This window comes from Prosthecobacter sp., assembly GCF_020439865.1.
In the GTDB taxonomy this organism is placed as follows: Bacteria; Verrucomicrobiota; Verrucomicrobiia; order Verrucomicrobiales; family Verrucomicrobiaceae; genus Prosthecobacter.
On sequence record NZ_JAGRPF010000079.1, the window covers coordinates 84,038 to 105,740 of the forward strand.

17 protein-coding genes and 1 tRNA gene are annotated in these 21,703 nt (G+C 59.6%); 9 read left to right on the forward strand and 9 right to left on the reverse strand.

Annotated features, from left to right (window positions below; genetic code table 11):
• Positions 1 to 30 precede the first annotated feature (30 nt).
• From KDL09_RS08930 to KDL09_RS08940, 3 genes are read right to left on the reverse strand one after another with little or no spacing between them, the layout of a single operon-like run.
• On the reverse strand, positions 31 to 1,515 hold the full coding sequence (locus tag KDL09_RS08930) for a DUF1501 domain-containing protein (RefSeq protein ID WP_294384048.1): 1,485 nt from the start codon (positions 1,513 to 1,515) through the stop codon (positions 31 to 33).
• A gap of 3 nt (positions 1,516 to 1,518) precedes the next feature.
• On the reverse strand, positions 1,519 to 3,849 hold the full coding sequence (locus KDL09_RS08935; RefSeq protein ID WP_294384049.1) for a PSD1 and planctomycete cytochrome C domain-containing protein: 2,331 nt from the start codon (positions 3,847 to 3,849) through the stop codon (positions 1,519 to 1,521).
• 43 nt (positions 3,850 to 3,892) lie between these two features.
• Positions 3,893 to 4,813 (reverse strand): bile acid:sodium symporter family protein, encoded by a 921-nt coding sequence (locus tag KDL09_RS08940; RefSeq protein ID WP_294384051.1) that lies wholly within the window; start codon positions 4,811 to 4,813, stop codon positions 3,893 to 3,895.
• A 151-nt stretch (positions 4,814 to 4,964) separates the two neighbouring features.
• On the opposite strand from KDL09_RS08940, the gene KDL09_RS08945 reads away from it, so the two are divergent.
• Positions 4,965 to 5,912, forward strand: a complete 948-nt coding sequence (locus KDL09_RS08945; RefSeq protein ID WP_294384053.1) for a class I SAM-dependent methyltransferase — start codon at positions 4,965 to 4,967, stop codon at positions 5,910 to 5,912.
• Here KDL09_RS08945 and KDL09_RS08950 read toward each other — a convergent pair.
• Positions 5,909 to 6,565 carry a GNAT family N-acetyltransferase gene (locus KDL09_RS08950; RefSeq protein ID WP_294384054.1) on the reverse strand — a complete coding sequence of 219 codons (657 nt, stop codon included), beginning with the start codon at positions 6,563 to 6,565 and terminating at the stop codon, positions 5,909 to 5,911. The two genes, KDL09_RS08945 and KDL09_RS08950, sit on opposite strands and share 4 nt — an antisense overlap.
• Before the next feature lie 80 nt (positions 6,566 to 6,645).
• Here KDL09_RS08950 and KDL09_RS08955 point away from each other — a divergent pair, with 80 nt between their 5' ends.
• A complete protein-coding gene (locus tag KDL09_RS08955; RefSeq protein ID WP_294384057.1) occupies positions 6,646 to 8,364 on the forward strand; it encodes a DUF4407 domain-containing protein in 1,719 nt (572 codons plus the stop codon).
• A gap of 92 nt (positions 8,365 to 8,456) precedes the next feature.
• On the forward strand, positions 8,457 to 9,836 hold the full coding sequence (locus tag KDL09_RS08960) for a DUF1501 domain-containing protein (RefSeq protein WP_294384059.1): 1,380 nt from the start codon (positions 8,457 to 8,459) through the stop codon (positions 9,834 to 9,836).
• 74 nt (positions 9,837 to 9,910) lie between these two features.
• Here KDL09_RS08960 and KDL09_RS08965 read toward each other — a convergent pair whose 3' ends face one another.
• Entirely contained in the window at positions 9,911 to 12,193 is a 2,283-nt protein-coding gene (locus tag KDL09_RS08965) for a DUF1549 domain-containing protein (RefSeq protein WP_294384061.1), read from the reverse strand.
• Between the two features lie 148 nt (positions 12,194 to 12,341).
• On the opposite strand from KDL09_RS08965, the gene KDL09_RS08970 reads away from it, so the two are divergent.
• From KDL09_RS08970 to KDL09_RS08980, 3 genes are all read left to right on the forward strand, one after another.
• Positions 12,342 to 12,989 carry a hypothetical protein gene (locus KDL09_RS08970; RefSeq protein ID WP_294384064.1) on the forward strand — a complete coding sequence of 216 codons (648 nt, stop codon included), beginning with the start codon at positions 12,342 to 12,344 and terminating at the stop codon, positions 12,987 to 12,989.
• A gap of 59 nt (positions 12,990 to 13,048) precedes the next feature.
• Positions 13,049 to 13,756, forward strand: coding sequence for an HAD-IA family hydrolase (locus tag KDL09_RS08975; RefSeq protein ID WP_294384065.1), 708 nt, complete (start codon positions 13,049 to 13,051; stop codon positions 13,754 to 13,756).
• Between the two features lie 26 nt (positions 13,757 to 13,782).
• Positions 13,783 to 13,857, forward strand: a tRNA-Lys gene (locus KDL09_RS08980).
• Positions 13,858 to 13,919: 62 nt separating this feature from the next.
• On the opposite strand, the gene KDL09_RS08985 is transcribed toward KDL09_RS08980, so the two are convergent.
• Positions 13,920 to 14,783 carry an alpha/beta fold hydrolase gene (locus KDL09_RS08985; protein WP_345781084.1) on the reverse strand — a complete coding sequence of 288 codons (864 nt, stop codon included), beginning with the start codon at positions 14,781 to 14,783 and terminating at the stop codon, positions 13,920 to 13,922.
• Positions 14,784 to 14,879: 96 nt separating this feature from the next.
• The gene (locus KDL09_RS08990; protein WP_294384067.1) at positions 14,880 to 15,404 is read right to left on the reverse strand and encodes an SET domain-containing protein; all 525 of its coding nucleotides are present in this window, start codon (positions 15,402 to 15,404) and stop codon (positions 14,880 to 14,882) included.
• Between the two features lie 296 nt (positions 15,405 to 15,700).
• Here KDL09_RS08990 and KDL09_RS08995 point away from each other — a divergent pair, with 296 nt between their 5' ends.
• Positions 15,701 to 17,260, forward strand: coding sequence for a PQQ-binding-like beta-propeller repeat protein (locus KDL09_RS08995; RefSeq protein WP_294384068.1), 1,560 nt, complete (start codon positions 15,701 to 15,703; stop codon positions 17,258 to 17,260).
• Here KDL09_RS08995 and KDL09_RS09000 read toward each other — a convergent pair whose 3' ends face one another.
• A complete protein-coding gene (locus tag KDL09_RS09000; protein WP_294384070.1) occupies positions 17,261 to 18,094 on the reverse strand; it encodes a hypothetical protein in 834 nt (277 codons plus the stop codon). It abuts the gene before it with no gap.
• Positions 18,095 to 18,195: 101 nt separating this feature from the next.
• Here KDL09_RS09000 and KDL09_RS09005 point away from each other — a divergent pair, with 101 nt between their 5' ends.
• Both KDL09_RS09005 and KDL09_RS09010 read left to right on the forward strand, forming a co-directional pair.
• Positions 18,196 to 19,281, forward strand: coding sequence for a transporter substrate-binding domain-containing protein (locus tag KDL09_RS09005; protein WP_294384071.1), 1,086 nt, complete (start codon positions 18,196 to 18,198; stop codon positions 19,279 to 19,281).
• A 26-nt stretch (positions 19,282 to 19,307) separates the two neighbouring features.
• Positions 19,308 to 20,000: a hypothetical protein gene (locus tag KDL09_RS09010; protein WP_294384073.1), complete on the forward strand. Its 693-nt coding sequence runs from the start codon at positions 19,308 to 19,310 to the stop codon at positions 19,998 to 20,000.
• Between the two features lie 72 nt (positions 20,001 to 20,072).
• On the opposite strand, the gene cobA is transcribed toward KDL09_RS09010, so the two are convergent.
• Positions 20,073 to 21,599 (reverse strand): uroporphyrinogen-III C-methyltransferase, encoded by a 1,527-nt coding sequence (gene cobA / locus KDL09_RS09015; protein WP_294384075.1) that lies wholly within the window; start codon positions 21,597 to 21,599, stop codon positions 20,073 to 20,075.
• Positions 21,600 to 21,703 lie beyond the last annotated feature (104 nt).

The window sequence follows — 21,703 nt, forward strand, 5'->3', positions numbered from 1 at the left end:
TTTAACGGCCTGCGTCGTCGCATTCAAACATCAAGCGAGCAGGGCCTTCAGCACCTTGCCTTCGCTCGTCGGGCCGATGAGGCGGTTGTCGAGGCCCTGGTAGGTGAAGTGGAAGCGATACGGGTCGAGTCCGAGCTGGTTGAGGATCGTCGCTTGCAGGTCGCGGATGCTGACCGGTTTTTCGACCGGGTAGTAGCCGAACTCATCCGTCTGGCCGTGGGCAACACCGCCTTTGATGCCGCCGCCGGCCATCCACATCGTGTAGGCATAGGGATGGTGATCACGACCGACGAAGCCTTTCTTGAACTCGGTGCGCACGTTGTTCTGCATCATCGGCGTGCGGCCAAATTCGCCGCCCCAGACGATGAGCGTGTCATCGAGCAGGCCGCGCTGCTCCAGATCGAGAATGAGACCGCTGATGGCGCGGTCGATCTGCTGGCACTTGATCGGCAGCGTCTCGTCGATGCTCTCGCCGGGCGAGGAGCCGTGATGATCCCAGCCCCAGTCGTAGAGCTGCACAAAGCGCACGCCGTTTTCGATAAGGCGACGCGCGAGCAGGCAGTTGTTCGCGAAGGTGGGATCGTCGCCCTTGTAGAGAACACGGGGATCTTCGACGCCCTTTTCGGCCGGCGAGACGTAGCCGGGCTTCGCACCGTAGAGTTTGAGCACGTGCTCGGGCTCTTTCGAGATGTCCATCACCTCCGGCACGCTCATTTGCATGCGATAGGCGAGTTCGTATTGAGCGATACGTGTGAGCGTTTCGGAGTCGCCGCTTCGGGCGTGTTCCGCCTCGTTCATCTTGGCCACCGCGTCGAGCATGCGACGGCGCATGGTTCGGTCCATGCCCTTCGGGTCGCTCAGATACAAAACCGGATCACCGCTGGTGCGGCATTGCGCGCCCTGATAAACGCTCGGCAGGAAGCCGCTGCCCCAGAGCGATTTGCCGCCGTCGGGAGTCTTGCCACCGCTCAGCAGCACCACAAAGCCCGGCAGGTCTTCATTCACGCTGCCGAGACCGTAAGTGGCCCATGATCCAATCGACGGACTGCCGAGTCGCGGCGATCCCGTGTGCACAAAGAGCTGCGCGGGCGCGTGGTTGAACTGATCCGTGTGAACCGTGCGGATCACAGAGATCTTGTCGATCACCTTCGCCAGTTGCGGCAGCAACTCGCTCATCCACTGGCCGCTTTGACCTTGCTGCGCGAATTTGAACTGTCCCGCGAGCACCTTCGGCACGCCTTTGATGAAGGCGAAGCGCTTGCCTTCGAGGAACGAGGCCGGTGCGTCCTTGAGGTGAAGCTTTTGGAGCTCCGGTTTGTAATCAAACATCTCCAGCTGCGACGGCGAACCCGCCATGTGCAGATAAATGACGCGCTTCGCCTTCGCCGGGATCATCGGCTTCTTCGCCTCGCCGGCGAGCAACGAGTTCAGCGCCATCGCGCCGAAACCAAGACCGGTCGTCTGAAACAAATACCGCCGCGTGATGCTGCGTGCGTGGAGGAGATCAGGAGTCATGGCTCAGTTGCGGGTGAGGAATTCGTCGAGATTCAGGATCGCGTTCGCGGTGACGATCCACGCGGCAAAGTCGGCGGGCGCGATGCCCTGCGGTTGATTTGCGCGCGTTGTCTGAATCAAGTCGGCTGCATTTTGCGGATGCTTTGTGAAATCAGCCTTCGCATCAGCAAAGAGCGCGAGGAGCGGTTTTGCCTCTTCCGCTTTCACCGGACGACAAAGCGCGATTTGCAGGCCAGCGGCGGCGGGTTCGTTGCCAGCCGCGAGCATCTTCGTGGCGAGCGCGGCGGCGGCTTCGAGATAGACGGGATCATTCAGCGTGACGAGCGCTTGCAACGGCGTGTTCGTTCGGATGCGACGAATCTGGCAAACTTCACCACTACCACCATCGAAGGTGATGAAGGACGGATACGGCGTGGTGCGCTTCAAATAGGTGTAGAGGCCGCGTCGATGACGATCTTCGCCTTCGGCGTCGATCCACGACTTGGCGCTGTAAGTTGAGCGCCAGAGACCGGCAGGCTGCGGCGGCATCACTGGCGGGCCACCCATCTTCTTTGAGAGCAAACCTGAAACGGTGAGCGCGGAGTCGCGCACCATCTCGGCGCTGAGGCGATAACGCGCGCCGCGTGAAGCGAACACGTTGCGCGGATCGGCTTCGTTCAACTCGGGCGTGGTTTCCGAGGCCTGGCGGTAGGTATCGCTCATCACGATGAACTTGAGCAGCTTCTTCAACGACCAGCCCCCATCGCGATACTCGGCGGCGAGCAGATCGAGCAGCTTCGGATTGGTCGGCAGCGTGCCGAGCGCGCCGAAATCCTCCTCGGTCTCGACAATGCCAATGCCGAACAGCCGCGCCCACACGCGGTTGGCCCACACCCGCGGCGTGAGCGGGTTGTCATTGTTCACGAGCCACTTCGCGAGGCCGATGCGGTTCAGCGGTGCATCTTGAGGAAGTTTGCCGAACTCCGCGAGCACGGCGGGAGTCACCGGCGTGGTTTGATCGAGGAAGTTGCCGCGATTGTGAATCTTCGTCGCGCGTTGCTTTGCGGCGGGTAGTTCGCGCATGATTGGAATGGCGACGATTTGCTCATTGGCAGCCTTCACCGCGTTGCGGGCTGATTTAACCGCGTCTTTGAGCTTGGCGATCTCCGGTTTGTCGGTGGCGGGATCTTCGCGTTCTAGGTCTTTGTCCTTTAAATCTTTGCCGCTGGTCTTCGCGAGTTCTTCGCGCAGTTCGTTGAGCTTCTTCGTGGCGTCCTCAACGGCCTTCGTCTGCTCCGGTGTGGGCTTCGAGAGTTTCGGCGAGTCGTCCGGCAAGTCGGCATCCTGCGTCTGGTTCAAGATGGCGTAGAGGCGGTAGTATTCCTCGTTGCTGATGGGATCGTATTTGTGGCTGTGGCACTTCGCGCAGCCCATCGTGAGTCCCATCCACACCTGGATCGTCGTATCGACGCGGTCCTTCACCGCCGCGACGCGAAACTCTTCATTGTCGGTGCCGCCTTCGTCGTTGGACATCGTGTTGCGATGAAACGCGGTGGCGATGAGCTGCTGCTCGGTTGGATTGGGCAACAAATCACCCGCGAGCTGCTCCAGTGTGAACTGATCGAGCGGCATGTCCGCGTTCAGTGCGTTGATGACCCAGTCGCGCCACGGCCAGATCGTGCGTCCGAGATCTTTCTCATAGCCCTTGGTGTCCGCGTAACGCGCGAGATCGAGCCACATGCGTGCCCAGTGTTCGCCGAAGGCTTTGGAGGAGAGGAGGTTGTCGACAAGCGCCTCGTAATCTTTGTCCGACAGGTCGGACTTGTCTGACGAGTCGGACGGTGGAAGGCCGGTCAAATCGAGTGAAAGACGTCGCACGAGCGTAGCTGCAGGCACGCGTGGCCGCAGCGTGAGCTTTTTTTCTGCCAGTTTCTCCTTCACGAGCGAGTCGATCGTTCCCTGTGGTCGTATTACGGGCTCGAAGGACCAGTGGCGGCCCCATTTCGCGCCTTCGGCGATCCAGCGGCGCACGATCTCGATTTGCGCAGGTTTCAGCGTCTTGTGCGACTCCGGCGGCGGCATGAGATCGTCTTCGTCCTTGGTGACGAGGCGGGTAAAAACACTGCTCTGCTCCGGTTTGCCACCGAGCACGGGTGCTTCGCCATCTCGGGGCTTTTTCGCCTCGGCCTCGATGTCGAGCCGCAGCTTGGCCTTCCGTTCCTTTTCGTCCGGTCCGTGGCAGGCGTAGCAGTTCGCAGAGAGAATGGGCAGCACGTCGCGGGAGAAATTCACCGGCTCGACGGCACGGATCGCTTGGACGGAAATCAAGGCAAGGCAGCAGACGCGGAGGTTCATTCAGGGGACAGTGTACGACTGCGATTCTGGCAAATCGCAGCAATCATTTGCTGGATGCTGCTCTGCGCCGCCACCACGCGGCGAGCGAACTGCCGATGACGCAGTGGCATACGGCCGAGAGCGCCGCAGGCACCGGCGTGAGCGGATTGGCAAAGTGCGTGGCGGCGAGCTTGGCACCCAGACCGGAGTTTTGCATCCCCACCTCGATGGACACCGTGCGCGCGTCGCGTTCGGGCAGCTTGAACACGCGAGCGAGCACATAGCCGAGGCCAAATCCCAGGCCGTGAACGAGGAACACGGCGGCCAGCAGCAGGAGTGCGGATTCGGAAATGGCCTTCTTTTGCGCTCCGACAATGGCACCGACGATCAGGATGATGAAGAAGATGCTCACCAGCGGGGTGACGGGTTCGATTCGCCGCACGACGTTGCCGAGAAAGTGATTCAGCAGCAACCCGGCGAGGACGGGCAGCACTACCACGGTGGCCATGTCCAGCAGCATGTCGCCCACGGGAACCGGCACCTGCGCCCCTGCGAGCAGGTCCGTGAGAAGCGGGGTCAGGCCCACCGCGGCGAAGGTCGAGCAGGCGGTCATGAGGACGGACAGCGGGAGATTGCCACCGGCCAGATGGGTGATGACGTTCGAGGCTGTTCCTCCGGGGCAGCAGGCGACCAGGATGAGGCCGACGGCAAACGGAGGGGGCAGTTGCAGCAACGTGGCCACGCTCCAGCCCGCCAGCGGCATGATGACAAATTGAAGGCCGATCCCGACGAGTGCGATCCACGGCGTGCGCAGGGCATCGCGGAAATCGGCGAAGCGCAGGGTCAGGCCCATGCCCAGCATGATGATGCCCAGCCCCTGCGGGATATAGGCCCGGAACCAGATGAAATGGGCAGGCACCAGCCAGGCCCAAATTAGACCGATGGCGAGCCAGAGGGCGAAGGCATTGTTGAGGCGGGCAAGCATGAAGAGCGGATCATCGGCAGAGGGGCGGCCAGTTCAAGCCTTGGGCCACCTTTGCACTTTTTGCTTCCCGATTAGTTAAGAATGGCTTATTATCAACCGATTAGGTCCTTCGGCGTCGAGCTTTGGGACATCGTGAAGTCACCACCGATACATGCCTCCCCTTGTCCTCCAGGAACGAATTTCCGCTCGGAAGAGCGACTTCGAGCCGTTGCTGCAAATGGACGATCTGCTGCGTGAGCTGATCGCTGCCGGCGGTCCGATGCCGACGGAGTATGCGCTGCTGAACCGCACATTGCGGCAGCTTGGCGACGCGGTGCGGGCGAAGGTGATCGCGCGTGACGATGTGATGGCCTATGCGCATGACATCACGAGCCGTTACCTCGATGGCACGATGCAGTCCCGGGCGTTAGGAAAGAAGCACGGTTACAGCGGCGACTTTGAGATCATCGAGGCGATCTACACGCTGCAAACCGCCCAGGAGCCCCATCTGCGCCGCTGGGACCTGTATTTTCATTCGCAGGCGGCCCCGAACGCGGTGCGCAACCGCAAAGCGTATTTCCATCAGTTGCTGAACTCCCACTCGGCGGGGCGTCCCAAGGCACCTCTCAACGTTCTGAACGTCGCCAGCGGTCCGGCGCGCGACGTGCGCGAGTGGGTGCTGGACAATCCGGAGCGCGAGGTGTTTTTTGACTGCGTGGACGCGGAGATTCATGCAATCGAGCACGCGAAGAAACTGTGCGCACCGTTTGCGAAACGCGTGGAGTTCTATCACCGCAACGTGTTACGCTTTATTCCTGCCAAAGGCTATGAATTGGTATGGTCGGCGGGTTTGTTCGACTACCTTACCGACCGCACTTTTGTTTACCTGCTCAAGGCGCTGATGACGGTGACGAAGCGCGGCGGAGAGGTCGTGGTGGGCAATTTCTCTGACTTCAACCCTAGCCGCGACTACATGGAGTTGCTCGGAGACTGGGTATTGCATCATCGCACCCGTGATCACCTGCGTGAGCTCGCGTTGGAAGCTGGGGCCGCGGCGGATTCCATCGAGATCCAATGGGAGCCTGAAGAAGTGAACCTGTTCCTGCACGTGCGCCGCTAGGGCAGGGGAAGCCATTCGCCCGTGGACCAATCGAGAAACTCCGTGCCGCGAAACTGCTTTTTGTAGTCGTAGACGCTGGGCTCGTGCGTGGCGTAGCCGGGATAAAGCCAGCGCAGGCCGGACTCGCGGCAGTGCTGGATCTCCAGCAGCATGGTGAAGATGCCGAGGCTGCGTCTGGCGTCTTCCGGTTCGAAGAGGCCATAGACGCTGGAGGCGGCCCCGTCTCCCATGTCGAAAAAGCTGGCGGCGAGGAGTCGTGGCCCGTTGAAGACACGCACCATGCGGCAGTTGCAGGGGCCTTTTCCAGGATCTGGGCCTAGAAAGGTCTCCAGCGCTTCAGGAATGTTGTGAGTAAAGCGCTGTTTGTGGCGCTGAAACAGGGCGCGCAAATCATCATCGAGCACGGCCGGACCGAAATCGTGATGCAGGTCGGCATTTCTACGCAACACCCGGCGCTGGCTCTTGGTGAAGGTGCAGGACACAAGATTGATGCGCAGCGGCGTTATCGTTTGAGCGCCGCCGTCGCTCGTCGGCTGCGTGCTGTAACGAAAGAAATACCTGCCAAAATGCCGCCAGCCCGCCGCCCACAGCTTGTCCATGATTTCCGCAGGCACAGAATCGCAGATGAATGCGTCGTCGAGGGCGGGCGTCATAGGCTCTCATTATACCAGTCCCGCAGTTTGACAATCCCGCCCATGCCCACACACTCGGGACACGGCAGCCCCTCACGCCCATGAACCTCCTCCAACGCATCGAACGCGTCTTCTTCTGGCTCTCTTCGGCCTCTTCTGACAACCTCGATCAATGTCCGGCGTGGGAGCGGCGCAAGTATGTGGCATTCGGGGCGACGGTGCTTGTGCCGTCCACGTTCGCGATCATCGCATGTGCGTATGCGCTTTCCACGCTGACGGACAATTGGTGGATCATCGCGCCGGTGTCGCTCGTGTGGTCATTCATCATTCTCACGGTTGACCGGGCGTTGCTGGCGACGTACCGCGCCTACCAGTCTATCTTCCGCAAGGCCGCGCAGTTTTCACTGCGCATCGTGGTGGCGGCGCTGATGGGCATCACCATCTCGCATCCGCTTACGCTGCTGCTATTTAAAGACACCGTGACGTCGGTCATTGAAAAGCATCGTCAGGGTGAGATCGAGTCAGCACGTGAGACTTCGAAGCAGCAAAAGGCGGCGGTGGAGGCACGAATTGCACCATTGGAGGCAGAGATCGCGAAACAGCGCGAGAACTGGAACGCTACCTTCAATGCCAAGTTCCTCGATGAAAACGGCAAGCCTGTCGAAAAGCCGCTCTCTGACGACGAAAAGAAGGCCAAGGCCGAGCGTGAGGCGAAAATTGCCGAGGCGGTGGCTCCGGGTAAAATGCGTCTTGAAGCTCTCGACAAGGAGACGGCCACCATCAGCGCCGACTATCAAAAAATCGCGGCAGAGCTCAACCATTGGCAGACGGAGTTTGAACGCGAGGTCAACGGTCAGCGCAGCGGCATCATCGGCCTCGGTCCGCGGGCGAAGAGCATTCAGGAGGACCAGCTCACCTGGCGCCGTGCCGAGTCCGCACGTCTGAGCGGCGTGCTGGATACGATGACGAAGAACCGCGTGGTTCTTGTGGCCGAGATCAAGGCCGCCGAAGACGGCGTGAATGCTGCGCTGGATGCCAAGGCCGCGGAAGAAGCCATACGCAACAAGGCTGAGCAGGATCGAATTCAGGCCCTGAAGGAAAAGGTGCAGACGGAGCAGGCGGACGCATTTGTCGGCCAGCAAAATGCCATTCGCGAGACGCTGAAGGCGCAGATCGACGCCTTGCTGCTCCAGTTGCAAAACTACCACGCCGAAATCACCCAGCTCGTGAAGGACGAGGACACGCGCATCGCCGGCATCAGGGCTGAGCCGCGGCGCGACATTCTCACGCAGACGCTGGCGTTGCATGAGCTCTTCGAAAACGGCCAGCAGGGCGGCATGTTTGCCCTCGTGGCCTACCTCGTGCTCACGGCGCTGTTCATGCTGGTGGACACGATCCCGCTGGTCGTGAAGTTCTTTTCCAAACCAGGTCCGTATGACACGATGCTGGACCGCGAGGAGGTGAAGTATGACGGTGAGCGTCAGGCCTTCTTGAACAGCTTCAACGGCTACATGAAGGAGCTGAGCCAGAGCAAGCTGCTGCATCTCACGCAGAACAAGCCGCTGGAACGCGCGCTGATCGAAGGTGCGGACCGCACGCGTGCTGCGAAGGGATTTCTGGAGCACCTCATGGAGCTGGAGCGGGCGTTTGAAGAGAAGAACCGACTGGCCCGTGAGCAGGCGGCGGCAGGAGGCATCACCCGCACCACCGACGCTTTGGAAGACATGGCGAGCAAGTTCTACGCCGACCTGCACAAACGCATGGAGCAGTTCTTCAACGAAGACAGCGGAAGCCGGACCCCTATCACCGGGCGGGTGTAGCCGTTGCTGCCGGGCAGCAAGAGCAGCGGTTTCGAGCCGTATCTTAAGGTGTGAAAGCACCGCCTTCAGCTCTGCCATTCAGCCGCCGCGCCATGTTGCGTAACTCGTGCGCGGGATTCGGCTATCTTGCTTTGCAGGGCGTTCTTGGACTCGATTCGGCTCAGGCGGCGGTGGTTGATCCGCTGGCACCGAAGCAGCCGCATTTTCCGGCCCGGGCAAAGCGGGTCATATTCTTGCTGATGAAGGGCGGGCCCTCGCAGGTGGATACGTTTGACCCGAAGCCGCTGTTGGATCGTGATCATGGCAAGCCGCCGCCGTTCGCGCTTCCGCGCGTAAAATTCGCGCAGACGGGCAATCTGCTGCGTTCGCCTTGGAAATTTCGTCAGTATGGACAGAGCGGTCTGGCGGTGAGCGATTTGTTTCCCCATGTGGCCAAGCATGTGGACGACATGTGCATCATCCGCTCGATGCATGGCACGAACCCGGCGCACGGCGGTGCGTTGCTGAAGCTTCACACAGGCAGTGACACGTTCGTGCGACCGAGCATGGGGTCATGGGTCAGCTACGGCTTGGGCACCGAAAATTCCGACCTGCCGGCCTTTATCACGATTTGCCCGACATTGGCGCATGGCGGCGTGAACAACTGGGGCTCTGCCTTCCTGCCGGCGCACTGCCAAGGCACGCCTTTGGGCAATGCGAGCGTTCCGGCTGATCAGGCGGTGGTAAAACACATCCATAACAAGATGCTGTCGCCAGAAATGCAGCGTTCGCAGCTCGATCTCGTGTCGCAGATGAACCACTCGTATCTGGAGACGACCGGGGCGAATGCCGCGCTGGAGGCGCGAATCAATTCGTTTGAACTGGCCTACCGCATGCAATCGACCCTGCCTGATTTACAGGACATTTCCGGTGAAACCGAGGCGACGCGGAAGCTGTACGGCCTCGACGATCCTGTGACCGCGAATTTTGGCCGGCAGTGCCTCATGGCGCGACGCTTCGCGGAGCGCGGCGTACGTTTTGTGCAGGTGACGCACAGCGATGGTTTTGTGCAATGGGATCAGCACGGCGATCTGCTCAAGGGACACACGAAAAATGCCGCCGAGGTGGACAAGCCCATCGCCGGTCTGCTCGCCGATCTCAAGTCGCGTGGGCTGTTAGAGGACACGCTGGTGATCTGGGGCGGCGAGTTTGGCCGCACACCCGTGGCGCAGGGTGCGGACGGCCGCGATCACAATCCTCATGGGTTCACCATGTGGCTGGCGGGCGGTGGCAGCAAACCGGGGACCGCGTATGGAGCGACGGACGATTACGGATACTACGCGGCGGTAGACAAGGTCCACATCCACGATTTGCACGCGACCGTCCTGCATCTGCTCGGACTGAACCACCTGAAGCTCACCTACCGCTATGCCGGACGTGATTTCCGTCTGACTGACATAGCAGGCGAGGTGGTGAAAGGCTTGATCGCGTAAAAACGGAAACGCGGAATGTGATTGTTCACATTCCGCGTTGAAACAGGAAACGAAGACAGGCAGACGGCCCGGGACTACTGGATGAAGAAGAACTGCCTTGTGTTCAGCACCGTCCAAAGCACGTCACCGCGGTCTGTGGCGTCGGCATTGTCCACGATGGGCTTGAGCAGCGCGCGCTCCTCCGGAGTGGCCTTGCGGCTCATCAGGCTCAGATAAACAGTGTCGATCACCGCATCTGCACCGTTCACTTTGACCTTGTCCATGGCGCGGGAGATGACGGTGTAACGGTTCAGCAAATTGGAAAAAACCTTGCCGTTCAGAAGCATGAGCGCCTGCCCAACGCTGGCTTCGTCATTCGCGTTTTCGACGAGTTCGCGATCGCTCTGGCCGAATTCGCGCAGGAAGTGGCCGTTGGGAGCCGGGCTGCGCAGGTCTGCGGCACGGAGCATGTAGGTGTCGCGGAAGCTCTCCCATGCGGTGAGGGATGCCTTTTCGTTTTTGTCATCCACGTCAAAACGTTCGGCGTCGGCCTTGGTGCGGGCCTTTGCCTGTTCTTGGAGCTTGGTGCGGCGCTGTCTCGCGAGGATTCCGAGCGCTTCGTCCATGCTGAGGACTTCTCCGTCCTTCTTGGACTTGAGGGCGGTCTCGACCTCCCTGACAAATTCCTCGTCCTTGCTGAATTCGCTGAGTTTACCTTCGTGCGCCAGTTCGGCAAAGCGCTTGAAGCCGGTGTCATAGACCACGGCATCCACCGCCTCGTCGATGCGCTTGCGCTGGCTTTGGATGGCCCTGCGGGCTGCGCGGATGGCATCTTCATCCTTCTGCTTCGACGCTGCTTCCATGCGCTCCTGGGCTTCGCGGACTTCGGCGGCGAGTTCCTTCTGCCTCTGGGCGACCTTGACGGTGCAGTCCTGGAGCTGTTTCGGCGTGAGGCTGTTCAACGCGCGGTCGAGCCACTCGATCCGGCGCAGGGAAACTTCGGCAGCGACCTTGGTCTCGATGCTCGGAGCGTCGGGATTGGGCTTGTAGAGCGTGACCATGCTGTCCCAAATCTGTTCGGCACTCATGCGGCGGAGGAGCGGGCCGGGGAAGTTGTAGATTTCGCCGAGTTCGACATCTTTGGTGTAGGCGGTGCGCTGGTAGGCGGCGGAATTCAGGATGACGCGCAGGTAGGCCTTCATGTCGTAGTTCAACGACTTCATGGTGTCTTCGAGGAAGGACATCAGTTGCGGATTGCTCGGCACGGTGCTGTCGGTGATTTCATCGACGGGTTCGATGAGTCCCTGGCCCATCAGTTTTTTCCAAAGTCGGTTGGCGATCACCGTGGTGAAGCGCGGGTTGTCCTTGCTCGTCATCCAGCCGGCGTAGGCGGCGATGGGGGACTTGTCCTTTTTCATGATGTCTCCGTCTTTGCTAAAAGAGGCGGGGATGAAGGGCTTGATCTCCTGCTTGGGTTTCGCGTCCGTGTATTGGTAGTCGTGCGGCAGGCGCAGGGTCTTGCGGTGCGACTCGTCGAGCACGGTGTTGTAGCGCAACGGGCGGAGGATTTCCGTCATGGCCCGGGTCACGTCCTTGCGCTCGATGCCCGCCGGCAGATCAAACTTGGACACCGGGCTCTTGTAGCTGCTCTTTTTGCTTTTGCCCGCACCACCGTAGATGGCCTGGGCGAGCAACGGATTGGTGAGGCCGTTGGTGCCCGTCATGCCGTAGCTGTAGGCGGCCATCTGGTAGTAATCCATCTGCGACCACTTGTCGAAAGGGTGGTTGTGGCATTGGGCGCAGACCATGCTGGTGCCGAGAAAGATCTGGGTGGTCACCGCCATGTTGTCGAGAGGCATGTTGTAGTCGCGGATGTAGAAACCGACGGCGCCATTCTCATACGTCTTGCCGTCTGCGGATACGACCTCACGCACCATCTCGTCGTAGGGCTTGTTTGTGCGCAGCGAGTCCTTCAGCCACTTCGAATAACCGTAAAAGGCCGGGAGGCTCTGGCCGCCGCCGACCATGTTGCTCTTCATGCGCAGGATGTCGCCCCAGTAGTTGTAGTAGTTCTGCACGTAGCCGTCGCTGGCGAGAAGCTGGTCGATCAACTGGGCGCGCTTGTCGGCTTCGCTGCTCTTCAGGAATTCGGTGGTTTCACGCAGCGTCGGGATTCGGCCCACGACATCGAGGTAAACACGGCGAACGAAGACCTCGTCGCTCGCCGGGGCGTTTGGCTGGATTTTTTCCTTGGCGAGCTTGGCGTTGACGAGTTCGTCGATCTTGCTGGCGGTGGCCTTGAGGTCAGGGGCGGCGCCGGACGTCATGGTGAACGCCATGGACGAGACGAGGAGAAAGCTGAGGGGATTGATCTTCATTGGGGGGGGGGCAATGGGGTTGCGCGATAACGTCCTGCCCGAATAGGTCTTTCAGGCGCCTGGGCAATGATCCTGCCAATTAACTGAGATTCTGCTGATTTTAGCTTTGACAATTCAGGCTGCTTTCCGACAGAATCAGGGATTACTTATGAAATTGCTCCTGCCCATCGCACTCCTCGCAAGTCTCGCCTCCTGCACAAGCCTGAAGAACAATCCGCGTCCTTCGGCCGAGCTTCCTTGCCGTGGTGCACCAGCAACGAATCAAGGACTGGCTTATGTGAGCGGAGGAGTCGGTCAGGGAGTCACCAGCACCTTGGATGTGACCGATGACAGCCTTAACTATGGCGGGAAAGTGGTGGATCGACAGGCACGTGATTACACCAACATTGGCATGAACGCCGTCCGTCGCACGGATGATATCGCCTATCGTGAGGTCAATCGTTATGCAGACTACGGCATGGACACGGTGGATGACGGCGCTGTCTACGGTGCGAGGGCCATCACCCGCTGGCCAGGCGTCGCGACCGGAATGATGAAACGTGGTCTCTTCTCCACAAGAAGGGTGTATCAGGCCACGATGAACACCTATGGAGAGACCGTGAATCGCGGCTACTTTGGGTTCTGGAACATCTTCAATCCGCCTGAGCCCAAGCCCTACATGGTTGGCAGCTTGAATGATCTGCACAACGCCTATGCGATGCCGGGTTCCAGCTGGCATTGCAGACTGCCTCAGCTTCCTGTTGAGCCGGAACCGGAAGTGACCGCGGGCAAAAACCCGGTCACCTACTCCAAGTAAGTGGGATGATTTCATGCGGGAGCGGTCGCGAGACCGCTCCCGTTTTTTTTGATCTGATCATGCCACTCAAGACGGTGTTTTTCGATGCAGCAGGCACCTTGATCAGCCCTGCGGAACCGGTAGGAAGCACATATGCGCATTTTGCGGCCCGGCATGGTGTCCTGGTGAAACCGGAGGGCGTGATGGGGGCGTTTCGCGAGGTATGGAAGGCAACTTCGCCGCCTTTGTATCCTGTGGGCCGGACGGCTGACGATGATGATCGGGAGTGGTGGCGCAGTCTTGTGGGCGCTGTGTTTCTCAGAGCTCTTGGCCAGCCCCTTCCGGAGAGCACGCTCTCAGGACTTTTTGACGAACTTTATTTCCACTACGCTCAGCCCGAGGCTTGGAGTGTGTTTGACGATGTTGTGCCTGCTTTGAGCGACCTCGCGGTCGATCATCGGCTGCTGGTACTGTCGAACTTTGACCGGCGACTGCGCGATATTCTGGCCGGGCACGGCTTGCTGTCATTCTTTGAGCGGGTGATCATCTCCAGTGAGGTTGGTGCCGCGAAACCCCATCCTCGCATGTTTCAGGCGGCACTTAAAGCGGCGGACAGCCCGCCCGACCACTGCCTGCACGTCGGAGATGATGTGAGATGCGATTTGGAAGGTGCTGAGGACAGCAGAATTCCGTCGTTTCATGTCAAGCGGCCCGAGAACGGCCTCGACGTCCTGGTGCAGAAAGTCCGCACCGGGGCATATTCCGGCTTGCACTGGCCCCTCCTGTGAATACATACCCGCCCCCTTCGGGAAATGCGCAGGTAGCTCAGCGGTAGAGCAGTTGGCTTTTAACCAATTGGTCGAGGGTTCGATCCCCTCCCTGCGTACCACCCTGTGACGGAGCAACTCATCGTGCAATCCCTTCAGAGGAGTGGGGCTCCCTTGTGACGAGCTAGTCCGCGGTTGGTGCACGTGTGATGCACGGTGGCTGATAGGCTTCGGCGTTTTCGCAACTGATACGGGCGAAGAATTCCAGTGACTTTTCAATGACGCGCGGCAGCTGCCGGTCGGACGTGATGATGTGATAGCTGTCGTTGAGCGTGAGTGTTTCGACCTCGGAGCGCAGATGGCGGATGAGGTAGGCGGCGTTGTCGGGACCGGCATAGTCGTCCTCGCGCGAGTGGATGATCAGTGTCGGCTGGGTGATGACGTTGAGACGTCTGAGCACGCTGTTGACGAGGCGGCGATGTTCGAGAACGGAGCTGCCGGGCGTGGACGCTGTACCTGCGATGGCGCTGTCGCCGCTCAGGATGGCGGACTGGACTTTGTCCCGGATTTCCGGATCCTTGATGCCGTGCGTTGGCAGATCGGGGAAAGGGATCAGGTTGGCAAATGACCGCATATGGACGAGACGGAAAATGCGCGCGTACCACGGTATCGCCCAGCCGCTTAGCCACAGTGTGGGAGCGTAAAGCGCGATGGCGTTGACAAGGAGGGGGTGCTGGCTGGCGAGATACAGGCTGAGGATGGCGCCTGCGGAGAGACCACCGACGATGATCGTCGCGCAGCGCTTCTCAAGGTCAAGCAGTGCATTCTCGGCTGAACGTGCCCAGTCGCGCCAGCAAGTTTTTCTGAGGTCATCAAAAGTGCCGCAGTGGCCGGCGAGTTGGGGAACAGAAACAGTATAGCCACGGGCATAAAGAGCATCGGCGAGGGCGCGCATTTCGAACGGTGTGCCATTCAGACCGTGCAGAAGAAGAATGCCGGTATCGTTGCCAGGCAGGATGTAGCTGTGGTCTTTGATGGGGGATGGCAGGTTAAGGCCTGGCGTACGCTATCTTTGAGATATTGGTCATGGCCGTTTGTGAGGTGGATCTGATTCTAAAAATGTATCCGCATGGCCAACATCTGCTTATCCATGTGACTTCTTTGTTTTTGAGAGATGCTCGATCATGTAGTTCTGCAAAAGTCCGTCTGAAGCACTTTCTTCAACCTGGTTGTGAGGCACGGAAGAGATGTCGCCAATCCGTTTCCGGCAACGCACGCTGCCGCACTGACAGCTCATATGCCACATCCACGAATAGAAGGACGGGCGAACGGTGAGAGAATAGTCAAAGGTCAACTCCTCGCCTGCCATGATGTCGCGCCGCGTCACGAGATCGGAATCGCGCATTATCGCGCAGTTCGGATCGCAGCTGTGATTAAACTTGTTCGAGATGGCATCGAGATCGAGGTACAAAAACCTGCCAATCTGAAGGGGGTCGTCATTGCGGATTTTGGATGCGACTATGCCGACGACGATTTGCAGCAACGTCATGCGGCGGCCGCTGAGTGTGTAGATGTGGCAGCCACGTGGCAGGGCCCGAGTTGCGAATACGCCCTGGCCTTTGCAGCCAGCGGATTTGATCTCGATGTTGGGGCGATCAGTGTCGGACATGGTGTCGAAATTTTCTCGAAGGTAGGTCGATCGACCCACGAAACCGGTCCGGACTTGGCCGTAAATCGCAAGGTTTTTCTTCATCCGGGAAACTGCATTTGAGAGGGAAGGAACGTGGTTCAAACGGGCCTGAGGGACTGGGCCGTTGACATGCGTTGGGAGGCGGGGGGGGAGGCGTTGTGGATGAGTGAACGTGTGAACTGGAGGGGAAGCAGCCCGCCCCTGTCCCTTTACCAGATGTATCTGTGGACTGGCGGATGAAACTTCGCGGAAGCAGCCAGCGTTAACCGACGCTCATGAAATATACTTTGCTCGCATTTCCGGCCCTGCTTCTTTACTCAGCTGCCATTGCTGGTGACTGGAATCAGTGGCGCGGACCGGAGCGCAATGGCGTTTCGCAGGACACGACTCCGATCGCTGAAGCTTTCCCCACCGAGGGACTCAAAAAACTTTGGGAGAGTGAATTCATTCCCAGCAACGAGTACGGCGGTCACGGCAGCCCGGTGGTCAGCGGGGAGCGAGTGTTTCTCAGCGTGGTCTGGCATGAGCGGGTGCCGTCTGAAACTCGTGAGATCGACACGGAGGTGATGCAGCAGCTCAACTACCGCGGCACTTCGCCGGAGCTCGCCAAGAAGCTTGAGGAAACGCGCATGAACCTGCCCAAACTTCGCGGCGAAAAATTCGATGAATGGGTGACGCAGTGGCGAAAGGACAACCTCACGGAGAAGGAAGAGATCAACATTGGTTCCTGGGTGACTTCGCGTTTCAAGGCGGGAAAAACCGCCATTGCGCTCGAGTGGCTCGACAAAATGTCTGGCAAACAGGGCAAGCCGTTTCCGAATGCCGAAGCGTACGCCAAGTGGCTCGATAATGAGGGCTTTCCGCCGGAAGTGAAGGAGAAGATGATCGCCGTGGTGCCGAACACCGTGAAGGTCGCGCAGGATGTGATTCTTTGCCTCGACCTGAACACTGGGAAGCAGATCTGGAAATACACGAAGCCCGGCAAGCCGAGCGGGCGTCAGTCTTCCAGCACCTGCGCCGTAGTTGATGGAAAGGTGTATGCTGCGCTGAGCAGCGATTTGATCTGCGTAAACGAAACCGACGGCAAGCAGGTGTGGATCGCGCCTCTGTCTTTAAAAGGCCCCGCTGCGTCACCGCTTGTCGTGGGTGATCGCGTGTATATGGCTGCCGGAGCGACCTGTGCGTTTTCCAAAGATGACGGCAAGCTCCTTTGGGAGCAAAAGGAGGCCAAAGGCAACGTCGCCAGTCCTACATGGTGGGTGCCGACGAATGGGAAGCCCGTCCTCGTCATCAATGGCAACAACGCGCTTTACGGAGTCGATCCTGAGACCGGTGCGGTGAAGTGGAAAGCGGAAGGCGGCAGTCAGAGCACGCCGGTGGCCAGTGGCGACTGGCTGGTTCTTTACAGCGGCACGGAAGGTGTCGGGCTGCGTGCCTACAAGATGCAGGCTGACGGCACGCCGAAGGCTGCCTGGTCACACTTCTGGGTGACGCGCCGTTACACCGGCAGCCCCATCATTTATGAAGGCAATGTGTACCTCTGCTGCGGTGAGAAGCATCAATGTGTCGATCTTGAAACAGGGAAGGTGAAGTGGGTCGAAAACCAGATCAACAGCACCATAACCTCTCCGCTGCTCGTGGATGGCAAGCTGCTCGTCTATGAGAACAATGGCACGCACGTGCGCATGATCAAGGCCACCAACAGCGCCTATGAGGTGCTGGGCCGTGCCAAGACGGAGGCGATGGGTTGCTCTTCGCCCGCAATCGCGAATGGTCGTCTCATCGTGCGGCAGAAGGACAAGCTGGCATGCTTTGACCTGCGGCCTGCGCACTGATCAGCGCTGCTTCAGACTGACGCCGGACGCGGTTAGCGCAATCTGCGGCGTTCCCTGTCGCACGAATGCCAGCCCGATGCCGTCTCCGGTTTCCGGATGGATGGCGACGCTAGTGATTGTTCCAACCGCCTTGCCTTCGGTATTTAGAATCTCGGTGCCTGCCGTCAGCGGTGCTTCCGCTGCCCACGCCATGAGTTCGCGCGGCATCTTTCCGGTCGTTTTGATGCGTGAGAGCACCTCCTGACCGATGTAGCAGCCTTTGGCAAAATCCATCGCACGACCGGTGATCCCGGCTTCAGGCGGGAAGGTGTCGGCGTTCAGTTCGTTCGGCCAGCGCGGCACCTTTTGGAGGACACGCCAGGTTTCGAGATCTTCCTCAGTCAGGACGGGACAGGGAGACTCGAAAGTTTCTCCAGCAGGCAGCCACACATCACATCCCTCGATGCCGAATCGTGTCGAGCGCAGGCCCTGAGTAGATGCATCGCCAAAGACATGCCAGAGCTGCCAGTCGTCCGTCACGTCAGTCAGTTCCACATCATCCGCGACGATGTAGCGCTCCAATCGCATGCCCAGCGCTTCGCGCAGATCCGGTTCCGCATCCAGCAGCAGTGCGTCGGCCGTCGAATGCACAAACACATCGGCAGCGATGCGGCCTTTCGCATCCGTCACGCAGGCGTAGATCGTTTCGTCTGATTTCGTCCGGCGCACATCGTTGGTGACCTGCCCGTTCAGGTAACGCACCCGGTCCGCGCCCGTGAGCCGGAACTTAGCGCGGGCGGAGAGATTGGCAGCGGCCCCGTGGGCGGTGATCTGGTGGAACGATTCGGCGGTCATGCGGCATGAATGGGCGGGGTATCAGGCGCCGCAAGCTGCCAAAATTTAGGGATTACGTTGACGGATCATTGGCGCACGACACTGTCGCCGCACCCTCTCTCATGCGCATACATCTCCTGCTTTTTGCTGCTGTTTCCTTGATCAGTTTTGTCCCGCAGGCCGCTGCACAGGATGCAACCGGCAAGGTCCGTGTCGTCACCCGCAATCTTGAACCGTTCTCCTTTGAAAAGGACGGACGCCGCGTCGGCTATGCGGCGGAACTGTGGGAGCAGCTTGCCCGTGAAACGAAACTGGACTACGAAGTGCAGGTCGTGGCCACCGCGCAGGAGATCATCGATGCGTTGAAAAACAAAACGGCGGATGTCGGTGTCGGAGCCATCAGTGTCACGGCCAAGCGCGAAGCGGTCATCGACTTCTCGCAGCCGTTCTATGAATCCGGTCTGCAGGTGCTCGTGGCGGGCTCCAGCGGAAGTTTTGCGGACAACATCTTCTCCCTCATCTCCAACCTCTTCAATCTCCAACTGATCGGTGCCTTCGCACTGCTCATGATCACGATGTTCATCATCTCGCATCTCGTCTGGCGCTACGAGCACAAGGTGAACAGCGACATGTGGCCCGAGGACTACAAGGCAGGCATGTGGGAGTCTTTTTGGTGGACCATCAGCACTCTGCTCGTCGGCGGCGCGGACAACAAAGGTCCCGTCGGAGTTGGCGGCCGCATCATTGCCATTGTTTGGATGCTGTTGAGCATCGTGCTCGTTTCTTTGCTCACTGCTTCCTTCACCACCACGCTCACGGTGAATTCGCTCAAGGGCGACATCAACGGCCCCGGCGATCTTCCGGGACGCAAGGTGGCCACGGTCAAAGGCAGCACGGCGGAAACCTGGCTCACGGCCAAAGGAGCGAAGGTGGTTCCTCTCGCCACACCGGGCGAATGCGTCATTGCGCTCAAGAGCGGCGACGTGCAGGCGGTCGTTTATGACGCTCCGGTGCTGCAATACGAGGCAGCGAAGCTGAATGACGAAAAGCTGCAGATGGTGGGTCCCGTGTTCGAGCGTCAGAACTACGCCTTCGCCCTTCAGCAGGACAGCGCCCTGCGCGAACGACTCAATCAGGGCCTTCTGGACCTCACCGAGCGTGGTGCCGGCAATGAACTGCGGAAAAAGTTCTTTGGTGCCGATCAGTAAGCGGGTGATCTTCCCCCGCTCCCGCCATGCCTGCTTCTGAAACTCCTGCTCCCGGCATTCTTGCCACCATCGGGGGCGTGTTTCGGAAGAACCGGACGCCATGCCTCGTGCTGAACCTGTTCGCCGTGGCTCTGGTGGTCAGCTACTATCAGGTGCCGGATCTGGCGGGATTCTGGGAATCGGTGGGCACGTTCAAGACGCACTGGTCGTTCGCCTTCTCCTGTGTCTCGACGATGTTCGCCGCGGCCATCATGCCCACCGGCATTCAGTTGGCGATGGGAACGCTGCCGAAGGAGAGCCGCTGGAAACGCCTCCTCTTGCTCATGCTGTTCTGGGGTTATCGCGGCATGGAGATCGACCTGTTTTATCATCTTCAGGGCTGGCTTTTCGGTGATGGTCACGACGCAGTCACGCTGGTGAAAAAAGTTCTCGTGGACCAGTTCATCATGAGCCCGGTCTGGTTTGTGCCCACTTATGTGGTCGCCCTGCGCTGGGTGGAGATGGGCGGTTCGTGGGCGCGCACGCGCCCCACGCTCAACCGTGAGTTCTGGACCCGCACCTGCCCCACCGTGCTCCTCACCAACTGGCTCATCTGGATCCCCGCGCTCGTCCTCGTTTACAGCCTTCCTGCAGCTCTGCAGTTTCCGCTGTTCTCCGTCGTCATGTGTTTCTTCATCCTTGTGGTGACGGTGATGACGAGTCGGAAGAATGAGGGGTGAAGAAGTCGGGGGCGGAGTCGATGTTTAGTCGGCTCGCAAGCGGCATGGGCTGATGGCGTAGATGCCTCGGACTTACTTCCAAAACTTCTCCACCGCCGCCACGAGTCCTGGGATGCTGTTCTCCTTGGCTTCGACATCGACCTTGAGGCCGTGTTCTTTGATGGCGGCGCTGGTGATGGGGCCGATGCTGGCGATTTTGATGCCTTCGGGCAGCGGGACTTTGAGATTGAGGAAGTGATCGACGGTTGAGGCGCTCGTGAAGGTGATCATGTCAGCGCCTTCGGCCTTGAGGCGGGCGAGGGCTTCAAGGTTGTCCTCGGTTTCGGCGATGGTGCGGTAGGCGATGCATTCATCGACGATGGCACCCATGCCAGTGAGTTCGTTAGCCACGATCTCGCGCGTCTCTTCGGCGCGGACCCAGAGAACTTTGATGTTCTCCATGTCCTGATGGTCTTTGAAGGCTTTGACGAGGCCTTCGGCGACGTAGTTCTTCTTGTCGGGCATCAGATCGACCGCGAGATGGCGGGCCTTGATCTTTTCCGCCGTTCCTGGTCCGATGCAGGCGATGCGCACGCCGCCGATGCTGCGGGCGTCGTTGTAGAGCTTGTCGAACATGGTGAAGAAGGCATCCACGCCGTTCGGGCTGGTGAAGATGATCCAGTCGTAGGTATGGCAGTCCTGCACGAGTTCGCCGAAGGACAGCTGATCTTCCACCGGCGCGATGCGGATGGTGGGAAGCTCGATGACGTCGGCTCCAAGGGCTGCGAGCTGTTTGCTCAGTACACTGGCCTGCGCCCGCGTGCGGGTGACGACGATTTTTTTGCCAAACAGCGGACGATCTTCAAACCAGTTCAACTGCGGACGCTCGGTTACGACGTCTCCGATGATGGCGACGGCGGGCGCTTTGAAACCTGCGGCCTTCACCTTGGCGGCGATGTCTGCCAGCGTGCCGACGAGTGTCTGCTGATGGCTGTGGGTAGCCCAACGAACGAGAGCGACGGGGGTTTCCGGCTTCGCGCCGTGCTTCAAAAACTGCGCGGTGATCTCTTCGATGCGCTCGACGCCCATGAGGAACACCTTGGTGCCGTCCGCCTGCGCGAGCTTGGCATAGTCGAGCGAAGTGTCGGGCTTCGTGGGATCTTCGTGGCCGGTGAAAATGGTGAGCTGGGACGCGTGCGAACGATGCGTGACCGGAATGCCCGCATAGGCCGGTCCGGCAATGGCGGAGGTGATGCCTGGAACGATTTCGAACTTCACGCCCGCTTCATGGAGCTCGGCGGCTTCTTCGGCACCGCGTCCGAACAGCACCGGATCGCCGCCCTTCAGGCGCGTGACCGTTTTGCCTTCGGTGGTGAGTTTGACGATGAGCTTGTTGATCTCCTCCTGTGACAGCGTGTGGTCGCCCGCTTTTTTGCCGACGTAGATGCTTGCCGCACCCTCCTTGGCATAGCGCAGGTGCGCGGGGTTGCAGAGGTAGTCGTAAACGAGCACGTCGGCGGCCTCGATGCATTCCTTGCCCTTGAGCGTGAGAAGTCCGGGATCGCCGGGACCGGCGCCGACGAGATAACAGATGCCAGGGGTGGTTGTTTTGGAGGCCATGATGGGAAAAGGGCGGGCAAGGTGTCGAAACCACGGCTCACCGCAAGGAGGGATGACGACTTGTCAGCAACGATGCCAAGGCCTAGTGATGCGGGCATTTCCGC